11 protein-coding genes are annotated in these 19,504 nt (G+C 70.8%); 3 read left to right on the top strand and 8 right to left on the bottom strand.

All coding sequences use genetic code 11. The features are described 5' to 3' along the window. Positions 1-182 precede the first annotated feature (182 nt). Positions 183-1,097, top strand: a complete 915-nt coding sequence (locus tag KIK09_RS45480; RefSeq protein ID WP_214325765.1) for an alpha/beta fold hydrolase — start codon at positions 183-185, stop codon at positions 1,095-1,097. Here the strand turns inward: KIK09_RS45480 and KIK09_RS45475 are convergent. From KIK09_RS45475 to KIK09_RS45445, 7 genes are all read right to left on the bottom strand, one after another. Further along, the gene (locus tag KIK09_RS45475) at positions 1,075-1,410 is read right to left on the bottom strand and encodes a hypothetical protein (RefSeq protein ID WP_214325764.1); all 336 of its coding nucleotides are present in this window, start codon (positions 1,408-1,410) and stop codon (positions 1,075-1,077) included. The genes KIK09_RS45480 and KIK09_RS45475 overlap by 23 nt on opposite strands. A gap of 74 nt (positions 1,411-1,484) precedes the next feature. Beyond that, positions 1,485-4,460: an AfsR/SARP family transcriptional regulator gene (locus KIK09_RS45470; protein WP_214325763.1), complete on the bottom strand. Its 2,976-nt coding sequence runs from the start codon at positions 4,458-4,460 to the stop codon at positions 1,485-1,487. Positions 4,461-4,571: 111 nt separating this feature from the next. After that, a complete protein-coding gene (locus tag KIK09_RS45465) occupies positions 4,572-10,610 on the bottom strand; it encodes a phospholipase A2 (protein WP_214325762.1) in 6,039 nt (2,012 codons plus the stop codon). A gap of 92 nt (positions 10,611-10,702) precedes the next feature. Then, a complete protein-coding gene (locus KIK09_RS45460) occupies positions 10,703-11,779 on the bottom strand; it encodes an agmatine deiminase family protein (RefSeq protein WP_214325761.1) in 1,077 nt (358 codons plus the stop codon). A gap of 77 nt (positions 11,780-11,856) precedes the next feature. Continuing rightward, on the bottom strand, positions 11,857-12,480 hold the full coding sequence (locus tag KIK09_RS45455) for a class I SAM-dependent methyltransferase (protein ID WP_214325760.1): 624 nt from the start codon (positions 12,478-12,480) through the stop codon (positions 11,857-11,859). Between the two features lie 170 nt (positions 12,481-12,650). Continuing rightward, positions 12,651-14,282, bottom strand: a complete 1,632-nt coding sequence (locus tag KIK09_RS45450; RefSeq protein WP_214325759.1) for a beta-N-acetylhexosaminidase — start codon at positions 14,280-14,282, stop codon at positions 12,651-12,653. Continuing rightward, entirely contained in the window at positions 14,279-15,400 is a 1,122-nt protein-coding gene (locus KIK09_RS45445) for an MFS transporter (protein ID WP_250574841.1), read from the bottom strand. The genes KIK09_RS45450 and KIK09_RS45445 overlap by 4 nt, the downstream gene beginning before the upstream one ends. Before the next feature lie 58 nt (positions 15,401-15,458). Here KIK09_RS45445 and KIK09_RS45440 point away from each other — a divergent pair, with 58 nt between their 5' ends. Further along, complete coding sequence (locus tag KIK09_RS45440) at positions 15,459-16,577, top strand: ROK family transcriptional regulator (RefSeq protein ID WP_214325757.1); 1,119 nt, start codon at positions 15,459-15,461, stop codon at positions 16,575-16,577. 120 nt (positions 16,578-16,697) lie between these two features. Continuing rightward, positions 16,698-17,324 (top strand): TetR/AcrR family transcriptional regulator, encoded by a 627-nt coding sequence (locus tag KIK09_RS59690; protein ID WP_214325756.1) that lies wholly within the window; start codon positions 16,698-16,700, stop codon positions 17,322-17,324. 634 nt (positions 17,325-17,958) lie between these two features. Here KIK09_RS59690 and KIK09_RS45430 read toward each other — a convergent pair. After that, entirely contained in the window at positions 17,959-19,446 is a 1,488-nt protein-coding gene (locus KIK09_RS45430) for an MFS transporter (RefSeq protein ID WP_214325755.1), read from the bottom strand. Between the last annotated feature and the right edge of the window lie 58 nt (positions 19,447-19,504).

Raw genomic sequence — 19,504 nt, 5'->3', positions numbered from 1 at the left:
ACCCGAGATATGCGCACTCCTCTTGAGGGAGGGACAGCGGCGTCGAGGGACCCTGCTCCCAGGGTGGACTCGGTATCGGGGAGGAGGAAACGGGCGGATCGGGTTCCTAGATTCAACGTGTGACGACTGAAGCACGAGCCGCTCCAAGGCGGCGGTGGTGGCGGCGGGTTGCCGCCTGGAGCTTGGGCCTGATCGTCGTGCTGTCTGGCGTGGGATTCGGCTACGAGTCCGTGGCCGGGCGGAATGACGCCGAACGCTTTCCCGTGCCAGGGCGGCTGGTCAGTGTGGGTGACCATCAACTGCACGTGTATTGCACGGGGAGCGGGGCTCCCACGGTGGTTCTGGAAGCAGGATTGGCGGAGTCGAGCGCGAGCTGGGAAGGGATCCAGCGCGGGCTTTCCGGCGGCAATCGTGTTTGCTCCTATGACCGGGCCGGATATGCCTGGAGCCAGGACGGCCCGTCGCCGCGCACAGCCGAGCGCGAAGCCGGGGAATTGCGCACGCTGCTGGCCAACGCCGGAGAGGGTGGACCGTACGTCCTGGTCGGGCATTCCTATGGCGGCAACATCGTCCGCGTCTTCGCCCACCGATGGCCGACCCTGACCGTCGGCCTCGTGCTGATCGACGTCACCGACGAGAGCGCTGTCACTGCCCTCCAGATCTCCCGGCCGCTGCTCGCCCTGCAGTTCACCGTCGATCAGTTCCTCGTGCGCGTCGGCCTGCTGAGGCTATGGAGCGATGCCTTGGTGCCGGCCGAAGCCACCACGGCGGCTCGTGCTCAGGCTCTTGTCGTCTACGGCTCCAGGAGCATGGCTGCCGCGCGGGCTGAGGCCTGGGCCGCGGTCGACAGCGCCGCTCAGGTCCGCGCGACGGCCGGTCCCGGGGCGCTGGGCAATCTGCCCGTGGTGGTCATCGTCCCGGGTGGCCAGCCTGCCGACGCTGTCGAGCAGGCCAGGCGCCTTGCGGCGCTGTCGGCCCGTGGCCGCCTGGTGGTGGCCACGACAACCGAGCACTACGTGCAGCGATTCCAGCCCGATCTTGTCCTCAAGGCGGTCCACGAGGTCATGCCGGCGGTCAGTGGCGGGTTCGGGCGATGAGGGAGGTGGCCAGGGCGGCGGCTACCGGTAGCACGGTGAGACCGATGAGGTACATGAGGCCGATCGGCCACAGCCCCTGGTCACCTCGGTTCCTGATGACCCCGGCGGCGAAGTGGACGAGGAATGGGGCGGCGGCGAGCACGCCGTACAGGAGTCCCATCCGCGGCGCCTGCCAGCCTGCCAGGCCCGCCAGCCCGGCCAGGAACAGGAACGAGGGGATCAGGAATGGTGAGTCGAAGACCTCGCGCGCGGCGTCGGGGGCCACGTCGGAGCCGGTGGCCAGGCAGAGCAGCAGCAGCCCGGCCCCGGCCACCACTATGGCAAAAGCCCAAAAAACACCAGAAAGAGGCATGAAACTCCTTAAAACGACAGGCTACTTAGCTTGACCTAGGGAGAAAGCGCCGCCCCCTCCCGGCGTGCCCGCTCCGCCGCTGTCTGATCCCCGGCCGCCGCGTACGCCTCCGCGAGGCTCCCCAGCGCCCCGGCCAGGAACTCCGTCCAGCCCCGCGTCCGCCACAGCCGCACCGACTCCTCCAGGTGGCTCACCGCCTCCTCGATCCGCCCCTCGGCCAGGTCCACCTCGCCCAGCACCCACAGCGCGTCGGCCCGGTGGTGGGCCAGCCGGTGGGAGCGGCTGAGCGCCTCGGCCGCCTCGGCGGCCGCCCGGGCCCGCGGGTCGTGGTGCACGGCGTAGAGCCTGGCCAGTGCCACCAGCCCCATGGCCTCCAGGAGCGGATCGCGGATCTGCCGGTAGATGGCCAGCGCACGCACCATGTACTCCAGCCCCGCCTCGAACTCCCTGGCATGCCCGTGCGCCAGCCCCAGGAACTGCAGCGTGGTGGCCTCGAAGCGCGGGTTGCCCAGCTTCTCTGCCAGCTCCAGCCCGAGCAGCAGGTGCTCGATCGCCATGTTGATGCGCCGCGTGCCGTACGCGACCGCCATGCAGACGTGCGCCCTGGCCTGCCCGCCCAGGTGCCCGGTCTCCTCGGCCAGGCTCAGCGCGGTCCGCCCCGACTCCAGGCCCTGCGCCATCTCGCCCCTGGCCGCCTGGCCCCAGGCGCGCAGCACGTAGGCGTCGCACAGCCCGCGCTGCTCGCCGAGCTCGGCGAACATCTCGATCAGCCGGCCCGCGCCGTCGTACTGGGCGGCCATCGCCTCGCCGCCCGACTCCATCCACGTGGTGGCGTGCATGAGGCCCCGCCGTACCACCGCCTCGCCCAGCCGGTCGCCTGCCGCGAGACAGGCGTCGAGGACGCGCTCGTGCAGCGAGCGCCAGTCGTCGAACAGTCCGCAGACGTCGAAGTAACGTTCCACGCAGCAGGCCGCGTCCCAGGCGAGCGCGCTCAGGCCGAGCGCGCACGCCTGACGGATCGCGGCGATCAGGGCGGCGCGCTCGGCGTCGAACCAGGCGATCGGGTCACGCTCGGCGGGGTACTTCCACGCGGCGCCGTCGGGGGAGTCCCAGCGGGGAGCAGGCCCGTGGATGATGGCCGAGGTGGTGCCGGGCAGCTTCGCGGTGGCGAGCTCGGCCAGCGCGAGCCACGCCCCGAAGACCCTGCTCAGGGCCTGGGTCGTCGCGTGGGGGTCGTCTTCGGTGCCGCCGAGCTCGCGGGCGTACAGGCGCACCAGGTCGTGGAAGCGGTAGCGGAGCTGCCCGGCCGGGTCCACGCCCGCGATCAGCACCAGCTGGGCGTCCACCAGCGCCTCGACCAGCTCCTCGCCGGCCGCCACCGGCAGGTCGAGCAGCGCGGCGGCCACCCACCCGGCGAAGTCGGGCACGTCCAGCGTGCCGAGCAGCCGGAAGGCCCGGCGCGCCCGGTGGTCCAGCCCCACGTAGCTGAGCGCCAGGCTGGCCCGCACCGCGAGGTCGCCCGCGCTGAACTGGTCGAGCCGCCGCCGCTCGTCGGTGAGCTGCCCGGCCAGCCGGCTCAGCGACCAGTGCGGCCGTGCCGCCAGCCGCGCGCCGGCCACCCGTACGGCCAGCGGGATGTGGTCGCTCAGCCGCACGATCTCGGCCGCCGCCTCCGGCTCGGCGCGCACCCGCTCGGAGCCCGCGATCCTGGACAGCAGCTGCACGGCCTGCCCGCGCGGCAGCACCGACAGCTCGATCAGCGCCGCCCCCGACAGCCCGGCCAGCCGCGCCCTGCTGGTGACCAGTACGGCGCAGCCGCCCGTGCCCGGCAGCAGCGGGCGCACCTGCTGCTCGGAGGCGGCGTTGTCGAGCACCACGAGCATCCGCCGCTCGGCCAGCCGGCTGCGGAAGAACGCGGCCCGCTCCTCGGCCGTCTCGGGCAGCGTCGAGCGCGGCACCCCGAGCGCGGTCAGGAAGGCGGCCAGCACCTGGGATGGGTCGGCGGGCGTGGCCTCGGCGCCGTGCAGATTCGCGTGGAGCTGGCCGTCGGGGTAGTGGGAGGCGATCCGGTGGGCGGCGTGGACGGCAAGAGTGGTCTTGCCCACCCCGCCCATCCCGGTGATCACGCACACGCGCACCGGGCCGGGCCCGGGCGGAGGGTCGACGGCGAGCTGGTCCACGAGCTCGGCGAGCTCCTCGGTGCGCCCGGTGAAGTCGGAGATGTCGGCCGGCAGCTGGGCCGGGGCGGATTCGGCGGCGGGGACAGTGGCGGTGTCGGCGGGCAGAGTGCCGGTCAGGATGGCCTGGTGCAGGTGACGCAGCTCGGCGCCGGGATCGAGTCCCAGCTCGGCCGCGAAGACCCGGCGGGCGTCCTGGTAGGTGGCCAGCGCCTCGGCCTGCCGTCCCGATCGGGCCAGGGCCAGCATGAGCTGGGTGCGGGGCCGCTCGCGCAGCGGGTGCTCGGCCACCAGGTGGCTGAGTTCGGCGATGAGGGCGGCGTGCCGGCCGCGGGCGAGGTCGGCCTCGATCCGGTTCTCCAGCGTGGCCAGGCGTTCCTCCTCCAGCCGGTGGGCGTGGTCGCGCAATCCCTGGGTGAGGTCGAGCCCGGCGTAGGCGGGGCCGCGCCAGAGCGCGAGCGCCTGCCTGAGCAGCGCGGCCGCCCGCTCGTGGTCCCCGGCGGCCAGTGCCGTGCCGCCCTGCTCGGCAAGGGATTCGAAGCGGGCGGCGTCCAGCTCGCCCGGCTCGACGACCAGGACGTAGCCGGCGCTGGTGCGGATGATCCGGTCGCGGCCCAGCGTCCTGCGCAACTGGTGGACGTAGAGGCGGAGGTTGTCGGTGGCGGTGCGGGGCGGTCGGCGGCCCCACAGCGCCTCGATGAGTTCGGCGGGGGAGACGGCGCGCCCTGCTCGGCAGATGAGCTCTGCGAGCAGGGCGCGTGGCTTTCCTGCACCCAGCGGGAGCTGCCGGGTATCGGCTGAGACTTGAAGCGGGCCTAAGACGGCGTACTCCATCGCGTCCCCTGCACAAAGAAGATCAAATTCGCTTCAATGTGCATGATGGTTTGACTCCCGTCAAGACATGCCGTGGGAACACCGGCGGGCGGGTGCCCGCCGGTGTCCAGGTCAGCCGAAGTACCAGACGGCCAGGTAGTACTTGTAGGCGATCCCCCTGCAGAAGGACTTGAAGAAGTAGTGCGGGCAGACGCCGTAGTACAGGACGTAGTAGAAGACGTCGTCCGCCTGGTGCCTGCTGGAGATGTAACCCATCCCGCGCAGGGCGTATCCGTAGTCGTGCATCATGCACGCCGCACGGAAGTCGTAGCCGAACGGTTTGTCGGGCGAGCTGGTGCAGTAGTCGTAGAACACGCCGCGGACCCACCAGCCGGCGGGGGTCTTCACCCAGTACACGTAGCGCCAGGCGCTGTGGTACCAGACGTAGTTGATCCCGCAGTGGTAGAAGGCGAAGTGCCAGAAGTTCGTGCACCAGTACCACTTCTTGCCGTCCAGGTCCGCGTTGGAGGTCGGTGCCTGGTTGGCGTAGTCGTAGGCGTTGGCGCTGCCGCCGGCCACCGGGTCGGTCTGCAGGAACCGTCCCAGCTTGGGCTGGTAGAGCCGCACGCCCATGAGGATGGAGCCGTCGGGGGTGTCCGAGGCGCGCTCGGCCGCGCCGTGCCAGCCGTACCGGGTGGTGGGCTGGCCGGGCCGCGGGTTGCCGAACTCGTCGAAGTCCAGCGCCAGCGGGACCCCGTCGGCGAGGTTGTACACCACGTTGATGTCGTCGTGCAGGTTGGTCAGCTGCAGGCGGACGTCCCCGGTCGCCGAGGTGACGGCCGCCAGGCCGCCGGAGATCGAGTGGACGTTCCTGGTGACCGTCCCGCCCTCGACGATCCAGGCGGGAGTGTCGTCGTCGGCGTCGAAGTGCTCGACGCGCTGGCCGACGACCCCGCCGGGAAGCTGCTCCACCGTGGTGGTGTTGCGGCGCAGCTGCGGGTCCAGGGTGTAGGACTGCCGCAGCGAGCCCGAGGTGATGGACTTGACCAGGTCGGTGTTGTAGTAGTCGACCGTCAGCCCGGCGGGCGTGGCGGTGGTGCGCCCGTAGGCGTCGTAGGTGTATCCGGAGTCGGCCAGCCGGTCCCCGCCGTCGTAGGCGTGGTTCTCGGTGACCGCGCCGGAGCCGTCGCAGCCGCTCCTGGTGAGCGAGGTCCTGTTGGAGTCGGCGTCGTAGCCGTAGCCGCGGCGCGCGCAGGTCCCGTTCACGGTGTCGTCGACCCCGGTCAGCCGCCCCAGCTTGTCGTAGCCGAACACCTGGCTGGACAGGCCGTTGTGGGTGAGCTGCTGGCCGTGGATCGACCAGGTCACCGAGTCGTCCAGGAGCTTGACCCCGGCGGCGTTCTGGTAGCCGCGCCAGGTCGGCGCCCCCAACGGGTCCCTGGTGACGCCGTAGCTGATCCCGCCGGGCATGGTCTCCTTGATGAGTGACCCGTCCGGGGTGTAGGTGGCGGTGAAGGTGCCCGCGACCGAGTCGGTCAGCGTGGTGAGCAGGCCGGTGGTGGCGTCGTAGCCGTAGGTCACGGTGGACGGCGCGCCGTCGGTCTTCTTGGTGATGCGGTCGAGGGCGTCGTACTCCACGCTGGTCGTGCCGCCGTCGGAGTCGGTGTAGGACATCTGGCGGCCCAGCACGTCGTAGGTCCTGGTGATGGTGGCGCCGCCGGTGGCCGCGGTCTGCACCACGTGGCCGGCCGCGTCGTAGGTGGTGGTCACCTCGGGCACCGCCGTACCGACCCCGCCGGTGACGGTGGTCTTCACGATCTCGCCCGCCGGGTTGTAGGAGGTCGTGGTGGTCCTGGTGACGCCGTTGGCGTTCTCGGCCACGCCGGTGACGCGCCCGCCCGCCTCGTAGGTGTAGACCTTGCTGACCAGCTCGGTGGGGTTCGTCCCGCCGTCGGTGATCGTGGACTTGGCCTTGGTACGGCACAGCAGCCCCGCCCACTCCGGCTTGGCGCCGCAGGTGCCGGTGCCGTCGGCCGTGTAGTACTCGTTGGTCTGGGTGCCCGTGTCGGTGCCCTTGGGCGAGGTGGTGGCGATCACCCGGCCCTCGGTGTCGTAGGTGGTGGTCTTGGTGATGGCCAGCCCGCCGGGATCGTCGACGGTCTTGACCTTCTTGCCGCTGTTCCAGTCGTAGTAGGTCTTACTGGCCCGCTGGTCGCCGTCGGTGGACCGGCCCTGCACCCAGGCGCCGACCGTGACGGTGGTGACGAGGTTGGCGACCTTGGCGTCGCTCGGCCTGCCCTCGTCGTAGGCGTTGACGGTGTGCTTCCTGGCCGCGACCGTCGCGCCGTCCAGCCTGACCAGGTGGAGGGATCCGTACTCGGCCAGCGTGCGCTGCCCGTCGGCGCTGAACTCGCTCTGCTCCGACAGCAGCCGCGCCCGCTCGGCGGTCGTGGTGTTGAGCAGTCCGAGCTGGGCCAGGTCGGCGGCGGCGGTGGCGCCCTGCCCGAGTGCGAGAGCCCGGTTGCCCGGCGACAGGGTCAGCACGGTGTTGCCCTGCCCGTCGTACTGGCTGGTGGAGACGGCGCCGCCCGGCTCGGCCCGGTTGACCACCTGGCCGGAGGCGTTCAGGTAGGTGATCGTGGCCCGGCCGTAGTCGGAGGCGGCCAGCCCGCCGCGCCCGGTGTGGTTGGCGGGCACCTGGTCGGCGGGGAAGACGGCGGTCGCGTCGACCGGGGGATCGTTCTGGCCCCAGGTGGCGGCCGTCGCCGGGTCCAGCGGGTACGGCGTGCCCGCGCCGCTGATCGGCACGTCGTAGACGACCGAGGTGGTGGCGGTGCCGTTGGTCTCGCTCGGCGTACCGGGCCGCAGCGTCGGCCTGGAGGCGGTGAGCAGCATCCCGTCGGAGGCGATGTCGGGGTTGCCGGCCTTGCCGTACGTCAGCGTCCACGGCAGCTCGCCGGGCGGGGAGTAGCGGTTGACCCGCCCGTTGAGGTCGTAGTCGTAGCGGGTCTTGACGGTGGGTGCGTTCGGGTTCCAGGTCTCGCGGAGCCGGCCCAGGTCGTCGTAGAGATACTCCGACAGGCCCTGCGGCGCGCTCGTCCCGCCCTCCCAGAGGCTGATGGTCTTGACCTGCCCGGCCACGTCACCCAGCTGGGCGCCCGCGGTGGTCGTGGTGGCGTAGTCGATCTTGATCAGCCGGCAGCCCTTGGGCAGCGCGGCCAGGGTGTCGACGTCGCAGTCGGACTGCGCGGCGACCGCCCACGTCGGTGCGATGATCTTGATGGGCCTGGCCAGCGAGGTGCCGGTGACGGGCTCCCACACGAACACGGTGCTGCCCTGGCCGATCGACGGGTACACCGCGCGGACCAGGTAGGCCGTGGCCGACGGGTCCACCTTGGCGAAGACCGTCCGCTCGGCGGAGTTGGAGTCGGTCAGCGTGTAGCGGTCGGCTGCCGCGTCGTAGGTCAGCTTCATGTTGGTCGCGTCCGGCTGCGCGGTGAAGGAGCCGTCGGCGTTCTTGGTGAAGGCCACCGAGGTGTCCTCACCGGTCAGCTCGATCGAGGTGGCCGAGGTGGCGTGGAGCTGCACGAACGTGCCCTGCCCCGCTTGGGCCAGGCCGTTCGGGGTCCACTCGCTGCCGAAGATGGCCGCCACGCCCTGCAGGGAGGAACCCCGGCGCGGGTCGCGCGAGGAGAACGAGCGCATGAGCCCGACCCCGAACACGTTGGCGTCGGTGGCCGCCATCCTGAAGTCGCCGGTGAGCATGTTGACCGAGCCGGGACCGACCGGCTGGGTGGTCGCGCCCTCGGCGTCGCGGTCCACCACCAGGTCCACGCTGCGCGAGGCCGCCGTGCCCGAGGAGGTGGTGAACTCCGCGCGCACCTGGATGACCCCGTCCTCGGCCAGCGTGTGCGTGGTGTCCCACACCAGGTCGGGCGAGAGGCCCGAGCTCATGGTCACCGGCCAGGTGACGGCCGAGCCGTCCGAGCGCTTGCGCACGTCCGCGGCGGGCACCTGATGCCAGGTGTCGGCCTCGCCGCGCCGGTAGGCGAAGGTGACCGCGGTCAGCCCCGGGCTGCCACTGGCCGACAGCACCGTGCGGCGGGCCGTGGTCTGCCCGTCCGTCGGCGAGGTCACCGCCGACGTGCCGGCGTTGAAGGTGTACGCGGTCGCCGCCGACACGCTGCCCGCGGTGTTGCGCACCCACGCCTGCAGCGTGTGCGGGCCGTCCGCGGTCGGCGTCCAGCTCAGCGTGTACGGCGAGCCGGTGGTCGCCGCCGACTGCTGGGCGCCGCCGTCGAAGGCCCACAGCACGGCCGCCACACCGGAGCCGGAGGGCGTGATGGTGAACTGGCCCGCCTGGCCGGCGCCCTTGGCCCAGTCGCCCTCCGGGTAGTCGGTGGAGGAGACCGCGGGGGCGGCCGGGGGAGTGGCGTTCACGGTGAAGCCGAACCAGCCCGACCAGGCGCTGTAGTCGGTGCCGTCGTAGGAGCGCACCCGCCAGCCGTAGGTGCCGTTGGCCAGCGCCGAGGCCGCCTTCCACGAGCCGGTGCCGCCGGAGGCGACGCCGGAGACCGAGCCGCCGCTCAGCTTGGTGACGTGGTCGGAGGTCCAGATCTCGAAATCGGCGCGGAGCGCCTGCCCGTCGGCGTCGCTCACCTTGGCCGACAGCGTCGGCTGGGTGGCGTTCGTGGTGGCCGGGTTGGTGCAGGTCGAGCAGGGGGCCAGCGCCAGGCTCGTGGGCGTGGCCGGGACCGTGTTGTAGGTGATGGAGATGTGGGGGTTGTTGTCGAAGCGCTTCCAGTAGTAGTTGTCGGTCTCGCTGCCGGCCTGGACCTTGAACGTGATCGACGTGCCGCCGGCGTTCATGATGTCCTGCAGCGCGCTGGCCACGTCCCAGCCGACCCAGCTGGACGGGCAGCTCGACGGGCCGCCGCTGCCGCTGGAGGACCAGCCGTAGGCCACGTTCTTGGAGCCGATGGTCAGGTTGGAGGCGGGCTGGTTGCTCCAGTTGGTCGAGGAGGTGATCGCCGCGGTCCTGTACAGCCCGACGTTCCTGGCCGAGCAGGACCATGCCCAGGTCTCGTAGATCTGGAAGGTGGCCGAGACGATGTGCTTGCCGGTGCCCATGCCCGACAGGCCCATGTTGAAGAACGAGCGCCGCTTGTAGCCGCCGGAGTTGGAGGTGCCGGCGGTGGCGTCGTTGGAGGAGTTGTAGTACGTGCTGCTCGGGTAGGCCGAGTCGACGTAGGTCCAGCTGGAGCGGGCCGCGGTGAAGCTCGGGTCGATCGTCACCGGATAGACGGTGCTGGGATTCGTCAGCAGCGCCGCGTCCGGGGTGACCTTGAGCTTGCCGCCGGACAGCTTGATCCCCATCCTGGCGCGCCTGCCGGGGACGCCGGTGTTCCTGAGGGTCGCGGCCTCTTCCGCGGCGTCCCACATCTCGGGCGCCGCGCCGGTGAACACCGGGTCGCCGTCGCCGTCGACCACCTGCACGTTGCCGTGCTTGTCGGCCTTCAGCACGCCCTTCTTGGCCTGGGCGGGGAAGGCCAGCTCGGCCAGGCGCGGGTCCGCGGCGGCCTGGCGGTTCTTGACCACCAGGTGCTCGGCGAAGCCGTCCACGTCGGCGGTGAGCACCAGGTCCACCCCGGGGATCACGTCGGGGTAGGTGGCGCGGGAGCCGTCCAGCACCGGCTTGGGCAGCGCCCCGACCGGCGAGCCCAGGCTGACCTGGGTTCCCTTGGCCTCGGCGGTGACCATCGGGCCCTCGCCGCCGCCGGAGAAGCGGTAGGTCGCCGCGGCGGCCTTGGGAGCGACCGAGCCGTCGGCGCTGACCGCCAGCGTCGCGTCGGCGGGGACCCACTCCGCCCCGCGCTTGACGCGCACCGGCCGGTAGCGGTGCTCCAGCGTCATGGTGCCGTCGGGGTTGACGTAGTACTCGTCGGTCTGCGTGGTCATGGCGGCCGTCTTGATTCGCTTGCCGCACACCTTGGCGGCGAGCTCAGCGGCGATCTGGGTGGGCATCTCGTCGGGGCAGCCGGCCGGGGCCGGCGCCTGGGTCTTGATCGGGATCGTCGTCGCGCCGGCCTGGTTCGGTACGAGCGCCCAGGACACCAGCGCCAGGACGACGACGGACGGTAACGCGGCACGCCGCGTTAATCGCTTGAACACCGTCAGCCTCCACTGAACGCGAATCGGACAACGCGCTCAGGGTGATCAGCGTCCGTATAGGCGCCGTATAGATCCCGTAGGAGCCCGGTTCCTCAGTCCCGCTTGGGCATCTGCTGGGTCGAGCAGTGGATGCCGCCGCCGCCCTCGCCGAGCGTGTCGACGGGCACCTGCACGACCTCGCGCCCGGGGTAGAGCTCGCGGATGATGGCGGCGGCATCCTTGTCGGCCCTCTTGTCGCCGAACCGGGGCAGGACGACCCCGTCGTTGACCACGTAGTAGTTCACGTAGGTGGCCAGGAAGCCCTCGCCGCGGCGGCCGATGTCCACCGGTTCCGGCAGCTCGACCAGTTCGAGCCGCTTGCCGCGGGCGTCCACGGCCGTCTTCATCACCTTGCGCGCCTGGTCGTAGGCCGCGGTCCAGACGTCCTGGGGGGCATCCTCCGGCGGGGTGCTGATCACCACGACGCCGGGTTCGGAGAAGCGGGCCAGCGCGTCGATGTGGTAGTCGGTGATGTCCTTGCCCTTGACGCCTTTGACCCAGATGAAGGTGGTCGCGCCGAGGGTTTCCCTCAGTCCCCGTTCGATGTCGGCGCGGGTCTTGCCGGGGTTGCGGTTGTCGTTGATCAGGGAGCTTTCGGTCGCCATGAGCGTGCCCACGCCGTCGACCTCGATCGAGCCGCCTTCGGCGACGATCGGCGCCTTGATCCTGGTGACGTGTTCCATGGCCAGGATCTCGCGGGCGACGTCCTTGTCGCGGGAGTGCACCTGCTTGCCGCCCCAGCCGTTGAAGTTGAAGTCGACCCCGGCGATGTTCTTCCCGCCGAGCACGAAGGTCGGCCCGCTGTCGCGCATCCACAGGTCGTCGACCGGCATCGGCACGACCTCGACCTGAGAGCCGCAGGCGCGCCGCGCGGCCTTGACGTCCTGGGGATTGGCGAGCAGCACCACCGGTTCGAAGTCGGCGATCGCGCGGGCGATGCCGGCGATGTCATCGCGTACCCCCGCGATGTCGGACTTCCAGATCAGCTCGGTCGGCCACGCCATGAAGGTCAGCTGGTGCGGATGCGTCTCTTCGGGCATCAGCCACCCGCTCTTCTCCACGGCGGTCGTCACCCCGCTCGCCGTCGAGGACGAGCCGCAGGCGCTCAGCGCGCCTCCGAAAGCCGCCAAGACCGCGGCTTGGAGCGTCTGACGTCGCGATATCCGCACAACATTCCCCCTGACTGAAATTTCCGTCAGGAATGAGCCTACCTTGCCGGTCCGCTCACGGCTCCCCGCCCGGGCGGCGCGGCCACGATCGGGCGTCGGCAGACGTACGTGCGCGCGGGCGGCAGATTGCGCCAGATGGTCCTGGTCGTGAGCACCTCGTCGAAGGCCGCGCCCAGCCGCCCGCGGAACCGCCTGCCCGGGCCGAGACGGGTGCCGGTCAGGTAGGCGATCGTGGTGAAACTGCCGCCGGGCGCCAGGACCCGCGAGACCGCCTCCAGGATGCGCCCCTGGGCCCGTTCCGGGATGAGCGTCCACGGCAGCGCGCTCACCACGGCGTCCACCTCGCCCTCGCCGATGCGCGAACCCAGGTCGGCGGCGTCCATGTGGAGCACCTCCAACCACGGACGGGTCTGCGCCAGATGGTCGACCATCGCGCGGTCGGTCTCCACCGCCACGAACCGCGCTCGGGCCGGTAGCCGCGATCTGATCAGCCCGCTGATGGCGCCGGTCCCCGGCCCCAGCTCCAGCACGGTCGGCGCTCCCCGCTTCGGCACCACCTCGACCAGTTGCGCGGCCAGCGGTTCCGAAGTGGGGGCGAACGCGCCGATCACCAAGGGTCTGCGCACAGCCGCTTTCAGGAAGGCGCCAAGATCAGATCGCATGTCTCGACGCTAGTGACGCTGCGGTCCGGCCGACTCCTGCCTGACGGCGATCTCCCGCCTCCGCCCATGAGCCGGGCCCGGCGGCCGACAGGCCGGACCGCTCCTCCGCCGGGAGGACCCGCCCACGCCCGCGGTAGGCGGTCCTTCCTAGTGCCTCCGGCTCGTAGGCGTCAGCCGTCGTGGGTGGTGGCCGTGGCGACCACGCCGGAGTCAGGCAGCTGTGCGGCCCATTCCAGCCAGCGCTCCCTGGTCGTGCGGTTCGTCTCGGCGTGGGCGCGCCGTCCGGTGCCGCCCCCCTGCCAGGGGCGCGGACCTTCCAGCGGCCGGTACTCGCATCCGGCCGCGTCCAGCCTGGCCAGGTGCCCATCGCGCAGCCGCTCGACCAGGGACGGGTAGTCGGCCGGCGCGCCGGACCACACCGTTTCCGCGATGGCGCAGGCGCGCGGGAACACCATGTAGTCCAGGTGCCGCTCGTGCGGAATGTACTCGCTCCACGCCTGGAACTGCCCGCCGAGCACCCTGGCCCGCTCCTGATCCGTCCACGACTCGGGCAGCGGCGCGAACGAGGCCGAGTCCTCCAAGGTGATCGGCCCGCCGATGGACAGCGGCTCCTCGGGCAGGTCCGACTGGTCGTAGTCGAGGTAGGTGGGGTAGACCGGCGCGCGCACCACGTCGTGCCCCGCGGCGGCCGCCTGCCGGGAGATGGCGTCGCCACGCCAGCACATCACGATCGTGTCGGCCAGCACGCCTCCGGTCTGGAACGCCTCGTCCCAGACCACCATGCGCTTGCCGCGCCCGGCGAGATACGTGCCGACCTCGCGCAGGAACCAGCCGTGCAGCTCGCCGGGCCGCTCGGCGCCGATGGCCGCCATGTGCGCGGCCACCTCGGGATCGCCCGGCCAGTCCTTGGTCACGCACTCGTCGCCGCCCAGATGCACGTACGGGGTGTCGATGGCGGTGAGCAACTCGTCGATGAGCTCGCACACCAGCTTGACCGCGGCGGGGATCGGCTTGAGCACGCCGGCCGAGATGCCCCAGCCGCGCAGCACCTCGTCGGCGCCGGTGCCTAGCTCGGGGAAGGCGGTCAGCAACGCGGAGGCGTGCCCGGGCAGGTCGATCTCGGGGACTATGGTGATCCCTCGCTCGGCGGCGTAGGCAGAGACCTCGGCCAGGTCGTCGAGGGTGTAGTAGCCGCCGTGCGGCGTGCCGTCGAAGGCGGGCTCGGCACGCTCACGGCCGACCAGGGTTTCGCGGCGGTGCGTGGCCAGCTCGTTGATCTCCGGATATTTCCTGCTCTCGATGCGCCAGCCCTGGTCGTCGGTGAGGTGCAGGTGGAGGCGATTCATGCGATGCATGGCGAGCAGGTCGACATAGCGCAGCAAAGTGCGCTTGTTCATGAAATGTCGGGCGATGTCCAGCATGCCGCCACGCCAGCTCAGCGCGGGCTCGTCCTCGACCTCGCCACACGGCACCACGCCACCCGGGCGCCAGGCGGCTCGATACGCGTCCGGGCCGAGCAACTGCTTCAGTGTCTGTACGGCATGCCGTACGCCCGCAAGATCCGCACCGATGATCTCGGCCCCGTCGCCGGAGATCCGCAGCCGGTAGGACTCCGGCGCGCCCGCCCCCAGGCGCACAGACAGCGCGCCCTCGGGCCCGGAGGCCGCGGGCAGCGGGCCGAGCAGCAGTCGCACCGCCTCGACCAGGGCAGGATCACCGTGCACGCTGCCGAGCGTGAAGGTCCCCTCGGCGCTCGCCGCGTGGCGGGGAGCGGGCAGCAGGGTGCGATAGGGATCGGTCATGCCACTACCTTTCGTGAGCTTCTGGTACGGAGATAGAGCGTGAGAGGCACCACGGCGCCCGAGGAGACCGCCACGGTCGTGAGCGCGCCCGGCAGCCCGACGTGGTCGGCGAGGAACCCGATCAGCGGCGGCCCGCCCAGCATCCCCGCGTGCCCGATGCCGGCGGCCAGACCCACGCCCGCCGGGCCGCCGAGCGCCCCCGCCTGCGCGATGGCCAGCGGGAACACGTTGGCCAGCCCCACGCCGACCGCGACGAACCCGCCGAAGGCCACCGCCACGGAGCCCGTCCACGACGCGGTGAGGACGCCGCCCGCCGCCAGCAGGGCACCGATCACCAGGACGGCGGTCTGGCCGTAGCGCCGCACCAGGCGGCTGCCCGCCAGCCGGGCCAGAGCGACCGCCACCGAGTACGCGGAGAAGCCGTAGGCGGCCAGGCTCGCCCCGGCGTGCAGGGAGTCGCGCAGGTGCAGCACGCTCCAGTCGGCCACCGCCCCCTCGCCGAACGCCGTGCACACGGCCAGCACCCCGCACAGCGCCACGCCCAGGCCGAACGACCCCCGCCCGCCCTGCGTGGCGATCACCGCGGGGACCCTGCCGCGCAGCAGCGGCCTGGCGAACGCGGCGGTGCAGCCGAGCGCGAGGGCGGACACCAGCAGGAAGTGCTGCCAGGTGGTCAGCCGGGCAGCGACGAGGCCGCCGAGCAGCGCCCCGGCCAGGCCGCCCGCGCTCCACAAGCCGTGCAGCACCGACATGACCGGCCGCTGCGTGGCCTTCTCGACCTCGACGGCCGCGCTGTTCAGCCCGATGTTGAGGGCGCCGTAGCAGAGCCCGGTCACCGCGAGCATCATGCACAGCGCCGCCATCGTGTCCGCGAGCGCGACCACCGGCAGCATCAGGCCGACCAGCGCGAGGGCGACGAGGATGACAGGCCGCGTGCCGTACCGCACGCACAGGCGCCCGCTCACGGTCATGGCCAGCACTGTGCCGACAGACATGCACATGAGCGCGACGCCGAGCCCGCCCGTGGTGACACCCAGATGGTCCTTGACCGAGGGGATGCGCACCACCCAGGTGGCGATGACGACGCCGTCCAGGAGGAAGAACAGCGACAGGGGCATACGTCGCAAATTAACAGGATGGTATCCAGAAAAAAAGAGGCTGTGATAAACAATCGCCATGCCCCGCACCGCCTCCCCGCACACCGCGCGTCTGATCAACGACAGGACGGCGTACGACCTGCTGCTGGCCCACGGCCCCCTGTCCAGAGCGGAACTGCAACAGCGCACCGGCCTGTCCAGGGCGACGGTCGGCGACCTGGTCGACCGCATGGAGGAGCAGGGCCTGATCTCTCAGGTCGGCCAGTCGCAGACCCGGCGGCGTGGCCCGAACGCGCTGCTCTACGGCGTCGTCGCCGACCGGGCGCACGTGGCGGGCGTGGAGGTCCGCCCCGACCAGGTGCTCGCCACGGTCAACGACCTCACAGGACGCCAGGTCGGCGCCGCCGCGCTTCCCCAGGATCGGCACGCGGCGCCCGACAAGCTCGTGTACGACACCATCGCCGCCGCGCTGGCCGACGCCAAGGTCGCCCGCCTGGACGGCGTCGTCATCGGCACACTCGGCGTGGTCGATCCGGTCACCGGCGACGTGGCCTTCATCTTCGCGCTGCCCACCTGGCACGCCAACCTGCTGCCGGGCCTGCGCGACCGGCTCGGCGACGTACCCGTCCTCGTGGAGAACGAGGTCAACCTGATCGGCCTGGCCGAGCAGCGGCTGGGCGCGGCCCGCGGGCACGACACGTTCGCGCTGCTGTCGCTCGGCGAGGGCATCGGCGTGGCGGTGATCCTGGACGGCCGCCTGCACCGCGGCAGGTCCGGCGGCGCCGGTGAGATCGCCCACGTGCCCACCACTCTCGGCGGCAGCACGCTGCAGCGTCTCGTCGGTGGCCCCGCCGTACGCGAGCTCGCCCGTCAGTACGGCCTGCCCGCCGACGACGCCGTTTCAGCCGTACGGCGGGCCACACCCGACTTCCTGGACGCGCTCGCGGACCGGGTCGCGATCGCGGCGATGGGAGTCTGCGCCGTCCTCGACCCCGGCTTCGTGGTCCTGGCAGGAGAGATCGGCAGGGCGGCGGGCGCACCGCTGGCCGCCAGGGTGGAGGAGCGGCTCCAGCGCGAAACCCCGCTGCCCACCCAGGTCGCCGTCGGCACCGTGGCGGGCGACCCCGTGGTGCGCGGCGCGGTGGTCATCGCCCTGGAACGCCTGCACCGCCAGACGTTCGGCGAGCCCGAGTCCTGACGGGCCCCGCTGAATGATATTGGGCGATATAGACCACTTTAACCAACCTTGCACTTACTTGGTCAGTTTTTGTCAATCAAACGATTGACTGGGCGATTTGGGGTATTTACGGTCCCCTTCATGAGTACAGGTGAAAGCGGCCAGCGGGAGATGATCCTCCAGGTCGCGACCAGGCTGTTCGCCGCCCTTGGCTACGACGGCACCTCGACCAGGCAGATCGCGGAGGCGGCGGGACTCAACATCGCCACCATCAACTATCACGTCGGCAGCAAGCGCGAGCTCTATCTCGCGGTCATGGAGCGGGCCCACGTGGATCACGCGGCCGTCATGGAGAAGGCGGTCAAGGACCTGTGGTCCGCTCCGCCCGACCAGAAGATCGTCGCCCTGCACCGGCTCATCGACGACTACATCGACTTCTGCGTCGAGCATCCCGAGGTCCCGGCGCTGTGGATGCACCGGTGGCTCTCCGACGCCAGCGACGTCACCGAACTGGAGCCACGGTACGTCCAGCCCCTGGCCCAGTTCGTCATCGACTCCATCACCCCGCTCGTCACCGCGGATGACGTGGACGTGGACTACACGATCAACTCGGTGATCTGGTGCATCCACAGCTTCGTGCAGAGCGGGGTGTTCGACAAGAGCGGCGAGCGGCGCGCTCCTGACGACCCTCGCGTACTGAAGCGCTTCCGCAGGCACATGCACCAGATGGTCCACCGCACCCTCGGACTTCCCGGATCCGCTCCCTGATCACACGACCAGGGCCTGACGAACGTTTCTGTCACCCCGTGAGATATTTCCCCAGGTCGATGTTTATTTTTGATGTCAGCGGCAAGCAACGCGCCTGCTGATAAACATTTCCCTTTCCTCCGGAGCTCGGGGCAGAAAGGAGAGCCGACGGGCTTGCCGTCGGCTCTCTTGGGTTTGTCTACCACCACCAGCGCCTACGGCGGCAGCCGCCGCCGCAGCCGCCGCCCCAGCCGCCGCCGCCCCACCAGCGGCGGCGCCAGCCGCAGCCGCGTCTTGGCCACAGCCAGTTCGGACCTGGGCCCCAGCCGCCCCACGCAGGGAAGCCGAAACGTGCCATGTTCCCCCCAATGAGCTGACTCTCGATGCGAGAGCCGTCCTATGTTGACAAACGGACAATAACACTCGAAATGGGGGCATATCGGGACATAGGGGGAAGGCTTTGAGAATGCTTTGTGTGGTGTTCGAGGGAAGTGTGGCGGTGGTCGGTCGGTTGAATGTGCGGCGCTTCCACAATGGTGGGGGTTGAGCGCGAGCGCGCTTTGTTCGATTCCTTGGGGAAAATGCACCATACAATGACGAAATCTGATGTTTCCCAATCCTGTGAGGCGCCGCCGCGTGACGGATATGCAGGGTTCTATGAGCGGGTCGCCTCGTAGTCGGGGAGCGCGGCGGGGGTGGTCGCCGGGCGCATGGTCAGTGTCAGTACGGCCAGCCCGGCGAAGATGATCGCGGCGATGAGGCCGGTGACGTGCAGGCCGGCCGTGAACGCCTCCCGCGCGGTGTGCAGCAGATCAGCGCCCTGGGCGGCGGGAAGGTGCCGGCTGGTGGCGACCGCGCCGGCCAGCGAGTCGGACGTGCCGTCCATCCGGCTGCGGTAGACCACCGCGGCCACCACGCCGAGCAGCGCGAAGCCGAGCGAGCCGCCGAAGTAGTTGCCGGTCTCCGACATCGACGCCGCCGAGCCGGCGCGCTCCGGCGGTACGGATCCGACGATCAGCCCAGTGCCCAGCGCGAACAGCGGGCCGGTGCCCAGCGCGAGCACGGTGATGCCGATCATGACCAGGGGCAGGGCGAGCTTGCCGTCGGCGCCGACCAGCAGCAGGCTGCCCAGCGCCGACCCCGCCAGCCCGCCGGCGATGGCTGTCGTCTGCTTCATCCGCCGGGCCAGCGCCGGTGCGGCCATCGTGCCGGCCGCCGTACCCAGGCCCATGGGTGCGAACAGCAGTGCCGACGTGAACGGCGAGAAGCCCAGCACGCTCTGCAGATACTGGGTCACCAGCAGGCCCGTGCCGGCCATCGCGATGCCGGCGAAGGCCAGCGCGACGAGTACGGCCGTGAACGGACGGTTGCGGAACAGCCGCAGGTCCAGCAGCGGCGTCTCCAGCCGGAGCTGCCGGCGTACGAACAGCAATCCGAGGACCGCGCCGGCGACGAGGGCCAGCGCCGGGACGGCCGACACGCTCTCGACGGTCAGTTGCTTGATGCCGTAGACCATCAGGAGCACCGCCACGATCGACAGCCCGACGCTGGCCAGGTCCAGCCGGCCGGCCTGGTCGCTGCGGAACTCCGGCAGCAGGACCGGCCCGGCGAGCAGCAGCAACGCCATCGCCGGCACGGCGACCAGGAACACCGATCCCCACCAGAAGTGCTGGAGCAGGAATCCGGCGAGCACGGGGCCGAGCGCGCCGCCGGTGAACTGGCAGGTCGCCCAGATCGCGATGGCCGTCCCGCGCTGCCGTCCGTCGTGGAACATGTTGGTGATCAGGGCAAGTGTGGACGGCGCCAGGGTCGCCCCGGCGACGCCCAGCAGCGCACGCGCGACGATCAGCATCAGCGGGCTGTCCGCGAAGGCGGCCACGACCGACAGCACCGCGAACGCCGCTCCGCCGATCATCAGCAACCGCCGGCGGCCGATCCGGTCGCCGAGCGTGCCCATCGTGATGACCAGGCCGGCGACCATGAATCCGTAGCTGTCACTGATCCACAGCTGCTCGACGTTGGTGGCCCCCAGGCCGGCGCTCAACTGCGGGAGCGCGAGGAGCAACGCCGTCGTGTCGATGGCGACGAACAATGCCGGCAGCGCCAGGACGACCAGTCCCAGCCATGCCCGGTTGACTCGCATATCCGAAACTTCCTGTTCTCTCGACGTGTCGCCGGTTGGTCGGAGCGGTCGAGAGCTT

This window comes from Nonomuraea sediminis (genome assembly GCF_018531495.1).
Classification (GTDB): domain Bacteria; phylum Actinomycetota; class Actinomycetes; order Streptosporangiales; family Streptosporangiaceae; genus Nonomuraea; species Nonomuraea sediminis.
The sequence above is the reverse complement of the archived record's forward strand: the minus strand, read 5'-3'. Positions and strand labels throughout refer to the sequence as shown.